Here is a 14,286-nt window from a genome sequence, read left to right on the forward strand (position 1 = left end):
ATGGATCTCGCATTTCTCGATCAGCTCTGGCTTGCCCGCCTGCCGCTCATCAAGGGGCTCGGCGTCTCGATTTCCATATCCTTCCTGTCGATCGCGGTCGGCACTGTGCTCGGCATTTTCGTCGGGCTGGCGCTGACCTATGGCTACAAGCCGGTGCAATGGCTGGTGCGCGGCTATACCGACTTCATCCGCGGCACACCGGTCCTGGTACTGGTGCTGGCGAGCTATTACGTGCTGAGCACTGTCGGCGTCGAACTCGGACCGTTCCAGGCGGGCATCCTTGCGCTCGCCGTCTTTTGCAGTTCGCATGTTGGCGAGCTGGTGCGCGGCGCATTGCAGTCGATTCCCAAGGGACAGACGGAGGCCGCAAAAGCGATCGGGCTTACGTTCTCGCAGACCTTCGCTTATGTGCTTGGGCCCCAGGCATTGCGCCAGGCGCTGCCCGCCTGGGTCAATACGGCAGCCGAGATGGTCAAGGCGTCGACGCTGCTCTCGATCATCGGCGTCGGCGAACTGCTGCTGCGTACGCAGGAGCTGATCTCCCGCACTTTCATGAGCCTCGAATTCTATTTCTTCGCGGGCTTTCTCTATTTCGTCATCAACTACAGCATCGAGCGCTTCGGTCGCTATGTCGAGCGCAAGACCGCTGTACCGTCGTGAGGCTTCGCATCCGATGACCAACAATCTTCTTGAAATCCGCGACCTTCACAAGCGCTACGGCACGGTCGAAGTGTTGAAGGGCGTCGACTGCACCATGCAGCAGGGTGAGGTGATCAGCATCATCGGCTCGAGCGGCTCCGGCAAGACGACAATGCTTCGCTGCATCAACATGCTGGAGGAGTTCCAGGGCGGGACGATCAGCATCGACGGCGAGGAAATCGGCTATGAGATGGTGAACGGCGTCCGCCGCCGCAAGCGGGAGAAGGATATCGCACGCCAACGCGCACTCACCGGCATGGCCTTTCAGCAGTTCAACCTTTTCCCGCATATGACTGCCGCCGGCAACGTCGCGCTCGGCCTCGTCAAGGTCAAGAAGATGAGCCGCGACGAGGCAAAGGCGATCGCGGAAAAGTGGCTTGACCGCGTCGGGCTGCTGTCGCGCAAGGATCATTATCCTGGTCAGCTTTCCGGCGGCCAGCAGCAGCGCGTAGCAATCGCTCGCGCCATCGCGATGAACCCGAAGCTAATGCTCTTCGACGAGGTCACTTCGGCGCTCGACCCGGAGTTGGTGAACGAAGTGCTGCAAGTGATCAAGGGACTCGCCGAGGACGGGATGAGCATGCTGCTCGTCACCCATGAGATGCGCTTCGCCTACGAGGTTTCGTCGCGGGTAATCTTCATGAACCAGGGCCGCATCGGCGAAGAAGGAAATCCGCGCGAGATGTTCCTGAAACCGAAGACCGAGCGCCTGACAGATTTTCTGAAAACTTCATCGTTCAACTGAAGAACCGGTTCAACCGGAGAACCAGTAATCGAAATGCAGAATTGGAGTGAAGTGCTGTGATGATTAAGCGTTATGGAACGGGCGAAACCGGTGCGGGAAAGCAGGCTTTGCCATTTGCGCGCGCCGTCGAGGCAAACGGTTGGCTCTACGTCTCGGGACAGGTCGCGATGGAGGCCGGCGAGATCATCGATGGCGGCATCATTGCCGAAAGCCGCAAGGCGATCGAAAACATGATCGCGATCCTGCAAGAGGCGGGCTACGGCGTTGAAGACGTTGTGCGTGTCGGCGTCTGGCTCGATGACCCGCGCGACTTCTGGAGCTTTAATGGGATCTACGCGCAATACTTCGGTGAGAACCCGCCGGCACGCGCCTGCGTACAGTCACGCATGATGGTCGACTGCAAGGTCGAAGTTGACTGCGTCGCCTACAAGGCTAAATGAGGTGAACTTGGCGTCGGGTTTGCGGAGCGGGTGAAGTGAGTGCGGATTTCTGCCCGCATGCGTTCCACACGTGCTCCGAGACCCGCAGGAGAATGGCTATGACTGATGCAGTAGATACGGTCAACCGGAGGGCGCGGGGTCTCGACCGGGCATTCGAGATCCTCGACTTTTTGCGCCTGCAACGTCAGCCCATGCGCCCGAACGAAATCGCCCAGGGCATCGGCGCTCCGCGCTCTTCCGTTTACGAACTCGTTAACCTGCTGATCCGGCAGGGCGTGATCGAGTATCGGGGCGACGATGGCCGTGTCTTTCTCGGGCGCAAGCTCTATTTTCTCGGTGCGGCCTACGCCGAGCAATTCGATCTTATGCGCGAGTGCGAACATCTGTTGACGAGGATCGCCGAGGAGACGCGGGAGACCGCGCAGATGTGCCAACTGGAAGGCAACAAATATGCAGTTGTTCTGATGAACGAGGGCAGCCGCCCCTTCCGCATCTCCACCAATATCGGCGACCCGGTCGCCATTCCGTGGACAGCGTCTGGTCGTCTGCTGGTCGACCACATGAGCGACGAGCAGATACTGGATTTCATTCCCGCCGAGGATTTCGTGCTGCCGACGGGCAAGCGCCTCGATCCGCCCGATTTTATCCGCCAGGTCCGGGAAGCCAAGAAGGACGGGTATTTCACCTTCAACAGCATCGTCGACAGCTTTACCCATTGTTTTGCCGTGCCGGTGTACGACGCTGAAGGAATTTGCATCGCGACGCTCTGCCTCGTCGCTCCCAAGGAGGACGGTTTGCGCAATCGTGATGCTTATCTTCGCGTACTGATCGATGCGGCAGCCGAACTTTCCGAGAAACTTGGCTATAGGCAGGATGGACCGCCAGTACGGACAGCAGCCCGGGCAGCCACCGGCTATTGAAGCCCAGGTTCGTAGCAGAACCGCTCATTATTGCCGACAGTCTCGGCAGTTCTCACGCCGTAAGCAACGTGCGCCCCGTTTCTGGATCGAACAGATGCAGTGCCGCCTCGTCAAAGGAGAAGGCATGCTCCAATCCGACGACGAGCCGGGTGCGCGGCGGGAGGCAGGCAGTAATGCGCTGCTCGCCGAGCTTCGCTGTGGCGACGAGTTCCGGCCCGGTCAGTTCCACGACTTCGACGCGTGCCGTGACACGCGTGCCTGGCATGCCCGTGTTTGCAAGTCGCAATGCTTCTGGTCGTATTCCGATCTTGACGCGCCGGCCCGCCGTAACGGCATTTCTGAAATCCACTGGCAGCGGTAGCGACTCGCCTGAGCTGGCAAGCCTTAAACCGTCGTCGGCTACGGCGGCGTCGAGAATGTTCATCGGCGGCGAACCGACGAAGCCGGCGACATAAAGCGTTGCCGGCCGGTCGTAGATATCCTCCGGCGTGCCGAGCTGCTCGATGCGTCCGTCGCGCATCACGGCGATGCGCGTCGCAAGCGTCATCGCCTCGATCTGGTCATGGGTCACGTAGACGATGGTCGTCTTCAGCATCTGATGCAGGCGCTTCAGCTCGGTGCGCATCTCCATACGCAGCTTGGCATCGAGGTTCGACAGCGGCTCGTCGAACAGGAAGACCTGCGGATTGCGCACCAGCGCCCGGCCGATTGCAACGCGCTGCCGTTGGCCGCCGGAAAGCTGGCTCGGCTTGCGATCGAGAAGATTTTCGATCTGGAGCAGGCGGGCGGTCTCGCGCACGGCCTTCTCGCGCTCGGGCGCCGGTACCTTGCGCATTTCGAGGCCGAAGCCGATGTTGCGTGCAACGCTCATGTTCGGATAGAGCGCATAGGACTGGAACACCATGGCGATGTCGCGATCCTTGGGGTGCAAGCCCAGGATCGAGCGCTCGCCGATGCGGATGTCGCCGCCGCTCGGCTCGGCAAGCCCGGCGATGATGTTCAGGAGGGTAGACTTGCCGCAGCCGGACGAGCCGAGCAGCACCAGGAACTCGCCGCTTTCAAGCGCAATGTCGATGCCCTTCAGCGTTTCCACCTCACCGTAGCGCTTGTGGATGTTGCGGATCTCGAGTGCGCTCATTTCCTGGTCTCCTGGAGGAAGGCCGAAAGGGGCTTGCCGTAGCTGCGCGGCAGCGTGGATATGGCTTCGGAAGCGATCGCGACGCCAACCCGCAGGCACTTTTCAAGCGGAAAGTCGGCGGCAAGCGCGGCCAGGAAACCTGCGTTGAAGACATCGCCGGCGCCGATGGTGTCGACGACGTCAACGCGCGGAGCGGGAACCGAAAATTGCACGCCGGTCTTGTCGACGGCAAGCGCACCATAAGGCCCGCGCTTGACGACGACGATCGCTTCGGCCGGCATCCTTTCCTTCAGATGTCGCGCGGCTTCGCCGGGGTCCGTCTCTCCGGTTAAGGTCGTCGTCTCGACTTCGTTGAAGAGGGCGCAATGGCAGCGCTTCAGCCAATCGAGAGTCCTGCGTTTGTTCGCCTCGGTCCAACCGTCGAGCGGCCAGCCGGTATCGAGCGCAACAGCGATATCGTGCGCGTCCGCCCAATCGAAAAAATCGTCATAGGCAAGCGTCAGCGCATCGGTCAGGAACGAACCGGCAAGCAGCGCGTAGCCGCCACGGAGACGCTCGCCGTCAAGCATCGCGCGAACCTCATCGAAGCTGAAGAGCGGCAGGTGGCCGCGTGTGGTAAAAAACGTGCGCTCGCCGTCCGGATGGGTGATGCCGACCGAGAGCGTCGTGCCCACGGCCTCCACTGGCCAGCCCTTGGAGCGCGCGCCGAAGGCCTCTCTCAGCCAGATGCCGAACTGGTCGTTGCCGACGTTCGCGGCGATCGCGTAGTCCACACCGAGCGAATCCCAGGCAAGCGCGCTGTTGCCTGCGCAACCGCCGACGCGCAACTCGTCGTGGTCGACGATGATTTCCGTGCCGGCCTTCGGCCAGGGTTCGGCCGGACCGAGGATCAGATCGATGTTGACGTTGCCGATGACTGCAAGCGGGCGCATGTCGTTACTCGCTTCGGGTGATCTTGGTGGAGCGCACCGGTGTGCCGGCATTGTCTACGCGGGCATCGGCAAAGGCGAGCATGAGTGACTGCGCGACCGGCAGCATGGCGAAGATGGCCGCCATACCTGCGGCGCGCCCGAAGCGGATCGTCACGACCCCTTCGACCGGCGGTTCACCGGACGCATCGAAGACGATCACGGGGGAGCCCGCTTCGGCTGCGGAGTTCGCCATGGCGGCGACCAGGTCCGCCGTCGGATCAGCAGCGCGGAAGAGCACGACCCCGACATTCGGCCCCAGCATTTCCATGGGACCGTGGCGGAGTTGTCCGCCTTCGAGCGAGAAGCAGGGCAGGCGTGCCAGTTCGGTGAGCCCAAGCGCGATAGCCTCGGCGAGGCCCTGCAGCCGGCGACCGGAGGTGACCACGGCGCGCACATCGGCGAGCGCAGTCAGCGCATGGTCGATCGCGGGCGCTTCGGGCTCGCGAAGGGCGTGCAGCGCGTCGGCCGGATCTTCACCGAGGGCGGCGAGGACTGCGAGATGCAGCGCGAAACTGATCGTCAGACTGCGGGTTGCGGCGAAGGCCTGCTCGGTGCCGCCAGCGCCGATGAGTGATGGCGTCGAACGCGCCAGGAAGGAATTGCCTTCCAGCGTCAGGCCGAACGCATCCGGCGTGCCGCCGTTGGTCTCTCTGAACCAGCGCAGCACCTCGGCGCTTTCGCCCGACTGGGAGGTGATCAGAATAGTCCTTCCTTCGACCGGCAGCGGCTGGCCGAGCTGTTCGGAAAGCGGGATCGCCATGGCTTCGACGCCGAGTGCCCGATAGAGCGGCTCGACGGCACGGCCGACGGCATGAGAGCCGCCCATGCCAAGCAGGAGGAGGCGGCCTGTCGATTTCAGCGATGCGGCAATTTTTTGCGCAAGGGCAGCCGAACCTTCGTGGGAAGCGATGGCATCGGCGTGCTGACGTTCCATCTCCTTGTCGATCGCTATGAGCCCGGCGGGCCTTTGCTTGGAAGCCTTCATGATCATCCTTTGACGCCGCCGCTTGTGAGCCCGGAAATCAGAGCCCGCTGCATGACGAGACCGATCAGCACCGGGGGCAGGGCGGCAAGCACACCGGCGGTAGCGATCAATCCGTAGTCGGAGACACGGCCGCCGGCGAGATCCGCTATGGCGACAGTGAGGGTCTTGGCGCGCAGGTCGGACGTGAAAAGCAGCGCGTAGAAGAATTCGTCCCAGGCAAGCAGAAAGGCAAAGAGCGCGGAGGTCGCCATGACCGGGGCGGCAAGCGGCAGGGTCAGCAGCCTGAGGATCTGGTCGAGCCGTGCGCCATCGATCATAGCGGCGCTTTCGATCTCCCTCGGTATGGAATCGAAGCCGGATTTCAGCAGCCAGGTGGTGAAGGGTGCGAGGATAGTGAGATAGACGAGAGCCAGCCCGAAGACGGAGTTGAGCAGACCGAGATAGGCAAGCCCCATGTAGAGCGGCACAGCGAGCGCCACGGGCGGCAGCATATAGGTGGCGATCACCGCATAGAGCGACCAGGAGACCGTCGGTGTGCGCGAAACCGCCCAGGCGGAGGGAATGGCGACGGCGATCGCGGCCAGTGTCGCCGTGCCGGCAACCTTCAGGCTGTTGAGCAGAGAGGCGACGAAGGCGGCGCCGGCGGTGTTTTCGATCGTCGACAGCAGGGCGCGGTAGCGCGAAAGATCGATCTCGTCCGGCCACCAGTTGAGGGGCTTGGCGGAAAGGTCGGCGGCCGACGAGATGCTCATGACGAAGAGCCAGGCAAGTGGCGCCAGGATGACGATCGCAAGCAGCAGCGCACTCAAATAGACGAAGGCGGTGAAGAGCGGGTTCCGGCGTTCCATCATGACGCTCCAGCCGCCTTGCGAAGCAGCGCCGCATAGGCAACCGCGAGAATAGTCACGAGCAATGTGACGATAAGGGCGAGCGATGCGCCGGAGCCCGCCCGCTGGAAGGAGAAGGCCTCCTGATAGACGAGGATCGAGAGCGTGCGCGTGCTGTTCGCCGGTCCGCCGCGGGTCATCACCCAGATGATGTCGAAGACCTTGAAGGCCTCGATCGTGCGCAGCACCAGCGCCACCAGTAGCGGGCCGGCGAGATAGGGCATGATCACGTAACGGAAGCGATTGAGCGGTCCCGCGCCGTCGACAAGTGCTGCCGCGGTGATGTCACGGGGGACGGCCTGAAGCGCGGCGAGCGCGATCAGCGCCACCAGCGGGAAATTCTTCCAGCAATCGGCGACGATCAGCGCAATGAGCGCCGAACCCGGCTCACCGAGCCAGGAGCGATAGCTTTCGAGAAGGCCAAGCTGGGTGAGCGCGGCGTTGAGGGCGCCGTATTCCGGATTGTAGATCAGCCGCCAAAGCGTGGCGTTGACAACGGTCGGCAAGGCCCAGGGCAGGATCATCAAAGCCCTAAGCGCCGTACGCCCGCGAAATTGCTGGTTGAGCAGGAGCGCGGCGAGCACGCCCAGCACCATTTCGGCGGCGACGGACACGACCGCAAACCAGGTGGTGGTGATCAGCGCCCGCTGGAAGTTCGATCCGCCGAGCATCTTTGCGTAGTTGTCGAAGCCGACGAAACCGCCTGCGGTGCCGACGAGTTTCGCATCGGTGAAGGAGAGCCGCACCGTATCGACCAATGGCCAGCCGATGACGGCGACCATGATCACGAGCAGCGGCAGCATCAAGAGCCACGCACGCGTTGTTATCCAGGTACCGGGCATGGAATGAAGACCCTTGCGGCCGTCAGGGCCGTATCATGCGATTCGTCGTGTCTCGCCGTTCACATCGGGCGGCCCGGCCGCCCGATGTGAAGTTGGCGTCCTCAAAGACCGCTGTTCTCGGCAGCCGTCTTCAAGGCATCTTCGGCGGAGGTCTGACCGAGCAGCGCCTCCTGGATAGCCTGCTGCAGAGCGGTCGAAAGCTCCTGATATTTCGGCGTCGTCGGACGCGGATACATGGCCGCGAGGCCAGCCTTGGCCGCCGCGATCAACTCTTCCTGGCCTTTCGTCACGCTGGCATCCTCGTAGGACGAGGCCCAGATCGGCAGGCTGAGCTTCGCATAGGCGTTCTGCGTCGGCTGCGAGGTCATGTGGACGATGTATTTCCATGCCTCTTCCGGATGCTGGCTGGTCGAGGTGATGCCAAGGCCCATCGAACCGTTGACCGCCGAAACCTCGCTCTTGCCGGCGACGCCCGGAGCCGGCACGACGCCGACCTTGCCGGCCACCTTGCTCTCCTTGGGGTCGTTGGCAAGGTTGTACATGTAGGTCCAGTTGAGCGCGAAGGCGGCCTCGCCGTTCTGGAACACCTTGCGCACATCCTCCTCCAGGAACTCCTTGGAATTCGGGTTGGTGAGACCGGAGGTGTAGCTCGAAACCATGTAGTTCAGCGCATCAAGTCCGCCGCCGGTGGTAAAGGCCGGCTTGCCGCCTTCGATGAACTTGCCGCCATAGGCGCTCACCAGCGTCGTGTAGTCGCAGATCGCGGCTTCCGCCTGCGACCAGCTCCAGGCGATCGGGTTCTGGAGCAGTCCCTTGTCCTTGATCGTCTTTGCCTGCTCGGCAAGTTCGTCCCAGGTCTTCGGCGGCGCGGTGATACCTGCCTTTTCCAGGATTTCCTTGTTGTAGAAGAGATATTTGGTGTCGAGGATCCACGGCATGCCATAGCGTTTGCCGTCATATTCGACCGTGGTCCACGCGCCCGGCAGGACGCCTTTTTTCATCTCGTCGGTAATGCGGTCGGTGACATCGACGAGAACCTTGTTGGTGGCGTATTCGGCCGGCCAGATGACGTCGAACAGGACGACGTCGTAACCGCCGCCGGAACCCTGCGCCAGCACCGTCTTGTCGTGCAGCCCTTCATAGGGGACGAATTCTAGATTGACCTTCACGTCCGGATTGGCCTTGGTGAAGGCCTCGGTCATGGCGCGAACATCGGCTTCGCTATAGGCGGCCTGAGCCATGAACAACGCGTTCAGCGTCGTTTCCGCGTGAGCCTGGCTGCTGAAGGATATTCCGACAAGAGCGGCGCCGACGAGCGCATTGCGTGTCGATTTCAACATTGTTGCCTCCAATAATCGATCGTTTCAGTTCCCGGCGCTGCTTGCGAGCGCCGGAGCGGGAAATCCGCCGCGACGTGCGGCGACCGTCGACAAATCAATCGGAGCGTTTGCGACAGAATAGCACCGTCGCTTTCGTTCCCCCGAGGTTCTTGCGACCTCTATTAAGTCAATTGTCTTGACTTATTTCTTCGCCAATATTCTAACAGTGTCAAGTGGGATCTGTGGATGAACGAGATGCACCCCATTCGGGCAAAGAGCGGAACCAATCAGGAGGGGACCAGCGCGCACAACCGCCGCGTGATGATCGATGCTCTGCGGCTGAACGGGCAACTGTCGCGCGCCGATCTTGCGAGGGCGACAGCACTCACCAAGCAGACGGTATCCAACATTATCGAGGAACTCGAAAGCGACGGCCTGGTGGCGTCTCTTGCTGCCGTCCGCAAGGGCCGCGGTCAGCCGTCGACCCCCTATCGGCTGGTTCCCGAAGGCGCCTTCGCGATCGGCCTGCAGATCGACCGGCACGTCACGCGCACGATCGCGGTCGATCTGATCGGCGCCGTGCTCGCACGGGGCGAGGCGAACCTGCCTGCGGGCGGTCCGGAAAAAGGCGTCGGCACCATTTTGGATTTGATCGCCAGAACGCGTCACGACCTGGCGGGGATCGCGCCCCAATCCAGGGACCGCTTCGTGGGTCTCGGTATTGCGATGCCCGGCCCGTTTGGCATTGACGCAGACGCCGACGATCCCTGGATGATGGCGGCCTGGCAGAACTTTCCTCTGTTGGAAACACTATCGGCCGGTACGGGTCTCGACGTGCGTTTGCAGAACGATGCGGCGGCCGCAGCGACTGCCGAAAAGATGGTTGGCGCTGCGCACGGGCTCGATCAGGCGATCTGCATCTATCTTGGCTACGGCCTGGGGGCCGGATTGATCCTCAATGGTGAGCTCTATCGCGGCGCCAACGGCAATGCCGGTGAGATCGGCATGATCTTGAGCCAGCCCCGCGCGGCCGGCATGAAGCGTGCCCCGCTCGAGCACCGCGTTTCCATTGCATCGCTCAGCAAGATCCTCGGTCTCGATCCCGCCGATCCGGGTCTCTATCGCCGGATCGACGAGATCGCAGGCGGACCGGACGCACGCGTCACCGCCTGGGTCGAGGATGCGGCATTCGAGCTGCAAGCTGCCATCCAGACGCTGGAGAGCATTTTCGATCCGCAAACCGTCATCCTGTGCGGCGGCATGCCACCGGGTCTCGCCCGGCTGCTGATGGAGGCCATCCATCCGTTGCTCCCTTCGATAGCGGAGCATCGCGCGAGAAGCATGCCGCGCCTGCAGCTCGGCTTTACGGATCCCTGGGCCGTGGCGATCGGTGCGGCCGCAGAGCCGATCAGCCGGACTTTCGATCCTCGCTTTTCCGCGATCCTGAAGACGGGAACGGCGGGCGCGGTCTGACTGCAGCAGGATGGCACCTACGTGTCGCGCCCAACTTGCGAAAGGCAAGGTTGCTATTGTTACTTGAAATATTAGCAATATGGCGCTTAAATGCGGCCAAGTCGGCGGGACAATGTTTAGCTGCTGCACCAGTTATTTGATTGCGCCTGCAAACGTTTGGCGGCGGCAACTTTTTTTATCGCATACAAGAATTTTTATTATTTAAAATCAGAGGGATTGCGACATGTCTCTTCCCCATCTTCGGCGGCTTGAAGCCGAGGCGATTCATGTTATTCGAGAAGTCGTTGCAACGTTTTCCAACCCGGTTGTGCTTTATTCCATTGGCAAGGACTCCTCGGTCTTGCTGCACCTGGCGATGAAGGCGTTCTATCCGGCCAAACCGCCTTTTCCCTTTCTCCATGTGGACACCAGATGGAAGTTCCGTGAGATGATCGAGTTTCGTGATCGGATGGCGCGGCAGCTCGGGTTCAATCTTCTGGTGCACGTCAATCAGGACGGGATCGATCAGGGCATCGGGCCGTTCACGCACGGGTCCAATGTCCATACCCACGTCATGAAGACGATGGCGCTCAGGCAGGCGCTGGAGAAATACGGGTTCGACGCGGCCCTCGCGGGAGCGCGACGCGACGAGGAGAAGTCGCGGGCCAAGGAGCGCGTCTTTTCCATCCGCAGCGCCCAGCACGGCTGGGACCCGAAGCGCCAGCGTCCCGAGATGTGGAAGACCTACAACACACGGGTCGGCCAGGGCGAGACGATGCGGGTCTTCCCGCTTTCGAACTGGACCGAATTCGACATCTGGCAATATATCCTGCGCGAGAACATTCCGATCGTGCCGCTCTATTTTGCGGCCCGGCGGCCGGTCGTGCGGCGTGACGGCATGCTGATCATGGTGGATGATGACCGCATGCCGATCCAGCCTGGCGAGGAGATCGCGGAGCGTCTGGTGCGTTTCCGCACGCTCGGCTGCTATCCGCTGACCGGGGCGGTCGAATCCGAGGCTGCCACGCTTCCGGACATATTGCGGGAAATGCTGACGGTGCGCACGTCCGAACGGCAGAGTCGCCTGATCGACACGGACGAGGTCGGGGCGATGGAGAAAAAGAAGCGGGAGGGGTACTTCTGATGTCGTATCTTCAAACCATGCCGCCGCATGACATCGAGGCGCATTTGGCCGAGCACGACAACAAGTCGATCCTGAGGTTCATCACCTGCGGCTCTGTCGACGACGGCAAGTCGACCCTGATCGGACGCTTGCTTTACGATGCGAAGCTGATCTTCGAGGATCAGTTGGCAAATCTCGGCCGCGTCGGCAGCCCAGGTGCTGCCAACGGGAAGGAGATCGATCTGGCCCTGCTTCTCGATGGGCTCGAGGCAGAACGTGAACAGGGCATCACCATCGACGTCGCCTACCGCTATTTCGCCACGTCGAAGCGCAAGTTCATCGTCGCCGACACGCCCGGCCACGAGGAATATACGCGCAACATGGTGACCGGCGCCTCGACCGCGGATCTGGCCATCATCCTGATCGACAGCCGCCAGGGCATTCTCCAGCAGACACGGCGCCATTCATATATCGCCTCGCTGCTCGGCATCCGGCATGTCGTGCTGGCGGTCAACAAGATCGACCTGGTCGACTTCCGCCAGCAGGGCTTCGACGAGATCGTTGAAGACTACTTGGTCTTTGCCAAGGAACTCGGCTTTGCCAGTATCCGGCCGATCCCGATTTCCGCCCGTTACGGCGACAATGTCATTTCGGCTTCTGCGAACACGCCCTGGTACAAGGGGCCGGCTCTGCTTGAATATCTGGAGACGGTTGAACTCGACCCGACCGATCGGGAGAAGCCGTTCCGTTTCCCGGTCCAGCTGGTCATGCGGCCGAACGCGGATTTCCGCGGCTATGCCGGACAGGTTGCGTCCGGAAGGATCTCGGTCGGCGATCCGGTGGTCGTCGCGAAATCCGGGCAACGCTCGTCGGTCAAGGCGATCGTCACCTATGACGGCAACCTCGAGACGGCGGAGGAGGGCGAGGCTGTAACGCTCATGCTTTCGGATGAGGTCGACGCCTCGCGCGGCAACATGCTCGTCGCCCCCGGCTCGCGGCCCTTCGTGGCGGACCAGTTTCAGGCGCATGTTATCTGGTTCGACGCCAATGCGATGATGCCAGGGCGGAGCTATATCCTCAGGACCGAGACCGACAGCGTCAGCGCGACGGTCACGACGCTCAAGCACCAGGTCAACATCAACAGCTTCATCCGTGAGGCGGCGAAGTCGCTGCAGATGAACGAAGTGGGCGTCTGCAACATCTCGACGCAGACGCCGATTGCCTTCGATGCCTACAAGGACAACCGGGCGACAGGCAATTTCATCTTCGTCGACCGGGTAACGAACGCCACCGTCGGCGCCGGCATGATCGACTTCCCGCTGCGCCGCGCCGACAATGTCCATTGGCATGCGCTCGACGTGAACAAGGGCGCGCGCAGCGCGATGAAGAACCAGCGCCCTGCCGTGCTTTGGTTCACAGGCCTTTCCGGCTCCGGCAAATCGACGATTGCAAACACGCTGGACCGGATCCTGCATGCGCGCGGCAAGCACACCTATCTGCTCGACGGCGACAATGTGCGTCACGGGCTCAATCGGGACCTCGGCTTTACCGAGGAGGATCGCGTCGAGAACATCCGCCGCGTGGCCGAGGTCGCCAAGCTCATGGCCGACGCCGGCCTGATCGTACTCGTGTCCTTCATTTCTCCGTTCCGTGACGAACGGCGCATGGCACGAGAACTGATGGACGAGCGCGAGTTCATCGAGATATTCGTCGACACCCCGCTCGATGAGTGTGCGCGTCGCGATCCGAAAGGGCTCTATGAGAAGGCGCTCGCCGGCAAGATTGCGAACTTCACCGGGGTCTCCTCGCCCTATGAGGCCCCGGAGAACCCGGAATTGCACCTGCGGACGGTCGGCCATGAGCCGATCGATCTGGCGCTTGAGATCGAGGAATTCCTCGACCGGCTGATGGAGGACAAATGACCCCCCTTTGCGAAGTGCTTGAACGCATTGCGCTCGACGCCGGAGCGGCGATTCTCGATGTTTATGACACCGGCCCCAATGTTTCCTACAAGGACGACCAGTCGCCCGTCACCGAGGCGGACGAACGAGCCGAAGCCATCATCCTCGACAGGTTGGCGGTCGCCTTTCCGCGCATCCCCGTCGTCGCCGAAGAGGCGGTCGCGTCGGGCCGCGTTCCCGACATCAGCAGCGGCTGCTTCTTTCTGGTCGATCCGCTGGACGGGACGAAGGAATTCATCAACCGACGCAGCGACTTCACCGTCAATATCGCGCTCATCGAGGGGAATGTGCCGATCGCCGGCATCGTCTATGCGCCCGCGCAACGCTGCGCCTATGTCGCCGATGGTGGCCGGGCGGAAAAGCTTCTCCTCTGCCAAGATTGGAAGGTCGAGCAAAGGCAGGCGATCCGGGTGCGCACGCGCGGCGCCGCGCTGACGGCCGTTGCCAGCCGCTCGCACGGCAGTTTCGAGACCGAGGCGTTCCTAACCGGTTACGGCGTGACCGACTTTGCGTCGGTGGGTTCTTCGCTCAAATTCTGCCTTCTGGCCGAAGGCAAGGCGGATGTTTATCCGCGCTTCGGCCGAACGATGGAGTGGGATACGGCGGCCGGCGACGCGGTGCTGAAGGCCGCCGGCGGATCGGTGGTCCGGTTGGATGGTTCGCGCCTGCTCTATGGCAAGACGAGGCAGGACGGCGACAGCGACTTTGCAAACCCGCATTTCATCGCCTGGGCGGACATGTCTGCGATGGCGCTCGCCCAATGCTGAATGGTGATGGCTGCACACGTCGCCGCAGACGGTCCAG

At 62.0% G+C, this 14,286-nt stretch carries 14 protein-coding genes; 8 read left to right on the forward strand and 6 right to left on the reverse strand.

Annotated elements, in window-relative coordinates:
- From ILFOPFJJ_RS19535 to ILFOPFJJ_RS19550, 4 genes are all read left to right on the forward strand, one after another.
- A complete protein-coding gene (locus ILFOPFJJ_RS19535; RefSeq protein WP_173512211.1) occupies positions 1 to 660 on the forward strand; it encodes an amino acid ABC transporter permease in 660 nt (219 codons plus the stop codon).
- A 13-nt stretch (positions 661 to 673) separates the two neighbouring features.
- Positions 674 to 1,444: an amino acid ABC transporter ATP-binding protein gene (locus tag ILFOPFJJ_RS19540; RefSeq protein WP_173512212.1), complete on the forward strand. Its 771-nt coding sequence runs from the start codon at positions 674 to 676 to the stop codon at positions 1,442 to 1,444.
- A 56-nt stretch (positions 1,445 to 1,500) separates the two neighbouring features.
- Complete coding sequence (locus tag ILFOPFJJ_RS19545; RefSeq protein ID WP_173512213.1) at positions 1,501 to 1,884, forward strand: RidA family protein; 384 nt, start codon at positions 1,501 to 1,503, stop codon at positions 1,882 to 1,884.
- 98 nt (positions 1,885 to 1,982) lie between these two features.
- Positions 1,983 to 2,804, forward strand: coding sequence for an IclR family transcriptional regulator (locus tag ILFOPFJJ_RS19550; protein WP_173512214.1), 822 nt, complete (start codon positions 1,983 to 1,985; stop codon positions 2,802 to 2,804).
- Between the two features lie 52 nt (positions 2,805 to 2,856).
- Here the strand turns inward: ILFOPFJJ_RS19550 and ILFOPFJJ_RS19555 are convergent, their stop codons facing one another.
- The 6 genes from ILFOPFJJ_RS19555 to ILFOPFJJ_RS19580 all read right to left on the reverse strand — a co-directional run bounded on the left by ILFOPFJJ_RS19555 (position 2,857) and on the right by ILFOPFJJ_RS19580 (position 8,967).
- A complete protein-coding gene (locus ILFOPFJJ_RS19555; RefSeq protein ID WP_173512215.1) occupies positions 2,857 to 3,942 on the reverse strand; it encodes an ABC transporter ATP-binding protein in 1,086 nt (361 codons plus the stop codon).
- Positions 3,939 to 4,874: a carbohydrate kinase family protein gene (locus ILFOPFJJ_RS19560; protein WP_173512216.1), complete on the reverse strand. Its 936-nt coding sequence runs from the start codon at positions 4,872 to 4,874 to the stop codon at positions 3,939 to 3,941. Before ILFOPFJJ_RS19560 ends, ILFOPFJJ_RS19555 begins: the two co-directional genes overlap by 4 nt.
- A gap of 4 nt (positions 4,875 to 4,878) precedes the next feature.
- Complete coding sequence (locus tag ILFOPFJJ_RS19565; protein ID WP_173512217.1) at positions 4,879 to 5,904, reverse strand: SIS domain-containing protein; 1,026 nt, start codon at positions 5,902 to 5,904, stop codon at positions 4,879 to 4,881.
- Positions 5,901 to 6,746 (reverse strand): carbohydrate ABC transporter permease, encoded by an 846-nt coding sequence (locus ILFOPFJJ_RS19570; RefSeq protein ID WP_173512218.1) that lies wholly within the window; start codon positions 6,744 to 6,746, stop codon positions 5,901 to 5,903. The genes ILFOPFJJ_RS19565 and ILFOPFJJ_RS19570 overlap by 4 nt, the downstream gene beginning before the upstream one ends.
- On the reverse strand, positions 6,746 to 7,627 hold the full coding sequence (locus ILFOPFJJ_RS19575; RefSeq protein WP_173512219.1) for a carbohydrate ABC transporter permease: 882 nt from the start codon (positions 7,625 to 7,627) through the stop codon (positions 6,746 to 6,748). The genes ILFOPFJJ_RS19570 and ILFOPFJJ_RS19575 overlap by 1 nt, the downstream gene beginning before the upstream one ends.
- 101 nt (positions 7,628 to 7,728) lie before the next feature.
- Entirely contained in the window at positions 7,729 to 8,967 is a 1,239-nt protein-coding gene (locus ILFOPFJJ_RS19580; protein WP_173512220.1) for an extracellular solute-binding protein, read from the reverse strand.
- 225 nt (positions 8,968 to 9,192) lie between these two features.
- Between ILFOPFJJ_RS19580 and ILFOPFJJ_RS19585 the strand changes: the two genes are divergently transcribed.
- The 4 genes from ILFOPFJJ_RS19585 (at position 9,193) to cysQ (ending at position 14,249) form a co-directional block, all read left to right on the forward strand.
- Positions 9,193 to 10,419: an ROK family transcriptional regulator gene (locus ILFOPFJJ_RS19585; RefSeq protein WP_173512221.1), complete on the forward strand. Its 1,227-nt coding sequence runs from the start codon at positions 9,193 to 9,195 to the stop codon at positions 10,417 to 10,419.
- Positions 10,420 to 10,642: 223 nt separating this feature from the next.
- Positions 10,643 to 11,542: a sulfate adenylyltransferase subunit CysD gene (cysD, locus tag ILFOPFJJ_RS19590; protein ID WP_173512222.1), complete on the forward strand. Its 900-nt coding sequence runs from the start codon at positions 10,643 to 10,645 to the stop codon at positions 11,540 to 11,542.
- Positions 11,542 to 13,443 carry a bifunctional sulfate adenylyltransferase/adenylyl-sulfate kinase NodQ gene (nodQ, locus tag ILFOPFJJ_RS19595; protein WP_173512223.1) on the forward strand — a complete coding sequence of 634 codons (1,902 nt, stop codon included), beginning with the start codon at positions 11,542 to 11,544 and terminating at the stop codon, positions 13,441 to 13,443. The genes cysD and nodQ overlap by 1 nt, the downstream gene beginning before the upstream one ends.
- Positions 13,440 to 14,249 carry a 3'(2'),5'-bisphosphate nucleotidase CysQ gene (cysQ, locus tag ILFOPFJJ_RS19600; RefSeq protein WP_173512224.1) on the forward strand — a complete coding sequence of 270 codons (810 nt, stop codon included), beginning with the start codon at positions 13,440 to 13,442 and terminating at the stop codon, positions 14,247 to 14,249. Before nodQ ends, cysQ begins: the two co-directional genes overlap by 4 nt.
- Positions 14,250 to 14,286: the final 37 nt, after the last annotated feature.

Source organism: Sinorhizobium psoraleae (assembly GCF_013283645.1).
GTDB lineage: Bacteria > Pseudomonadota > Alphaproteobacteria > Rhizobiales > Rhizobiaceae > Sinorhizobium > Sinorhizobium psoraleae.

What these genes read in the sequence shown, in the direction of transcription:
- ILFOPFJJ_RS19535 (WP_173512211.1), top strand. Translation starts at nt 1, where the DNA reads ATGGATCTCGCATTTCTCGATCAGCTCTGGCTTGCCCGCCTGCCGCTC.
- ILFOPFJJ_RS19540 (WP_173512212.1), top strand. Translation starts at nt 674, where the DNA reads ATGACCAACAATCTTCTTGAAATCCGCGACCTTCACAAGCGCTACGGC.
- ILFOPFJJ_RS19550 (WP_173512214.1), top strand. Translation starts at nt 1,983, where the DNA reads ATGACTGATGCAGTAGATACGGTCAACCGGAGGGCGCGGGGTCTCGAC.
- ILFOPFJJ_RS19555 (WP_173512215.1), bottom strand. Translation starts at nt 3,942, where the DNA reads ATGAGCGCACTCGAGATCCGCAACATCCACAAGCGCTACGGTGAGGTG.
- ILFOPFJJ_RS19560 (WP_173512216.1), bottom strand. Translation starts at nt 4,874, where the DNA reads ATGCGCCCGCTTGCAGTCATCGGCAACGTCAACATCGATCTGATCCTC.
- ILFOPFJJ_RS19565 (WP_173512217.1), bottom strand. Translation starts at nt 5,904, where the DNA reads ATGATCATGAAGGCTTCCAAGCAAAGGCCCGCCGGGCTCATAGCGATC.
- ILFOPFJJ_RS19570 (WP_173512218.1), bottom strand. Translation starts at nt 6,746, where the DNA reads ATGGAACGCCGGAACCCGCTCTTCACCGCCTTCGTCTATTTGAGTGCG.
- ILFOPFJJ_RS19575 (WP_173512219.1), bottom strand. Translation starts at nt 7,627, where the DNA reads ATGCCCGGTACCTGGATAACAACGCGTGCGTGGCTCTTGATGCTGCCG.
- ILFOPFJJ_RS19580 (WP_173512220.1), bottom strand. Translation starts at nt 8,967, where the DNA reads ATGTTGAAATCGACACGCAATGCGCTCGTCGGCGCCGCTCTTGTCGGA.
- ILFOPFJJ_RS19585 (WP_173512221.1), top strand. Translation starts at nt 9,193, where the DNA reads ATGAACGAGATGCACCCCATTCGGGCAAAGAGCGGAACCAATCAGGAG.
- cysD (WP_173512222.1), top strand. Translation starts at nt 10,643, where the DNA reads ATGTCTCTTCCCCATCTTCGGCGGCTTGAAGCCGAGGCGATTCATGTT.
- nodQ (WP_173512223.1), top strand. Translation starts at nt 11,542, where the DNA reads ATGTCGTATCTTCAAACCATGCCGCCGCATGACATCGAGGCGCATTTG.
- cysQ (WP_173512224.1), top strand. Translation starts at nt 13,440, where the DNA reads ATGACCCCCCTTTGCGAAGTGCTTGAACGCATTGCGCTCGACGCCGGA.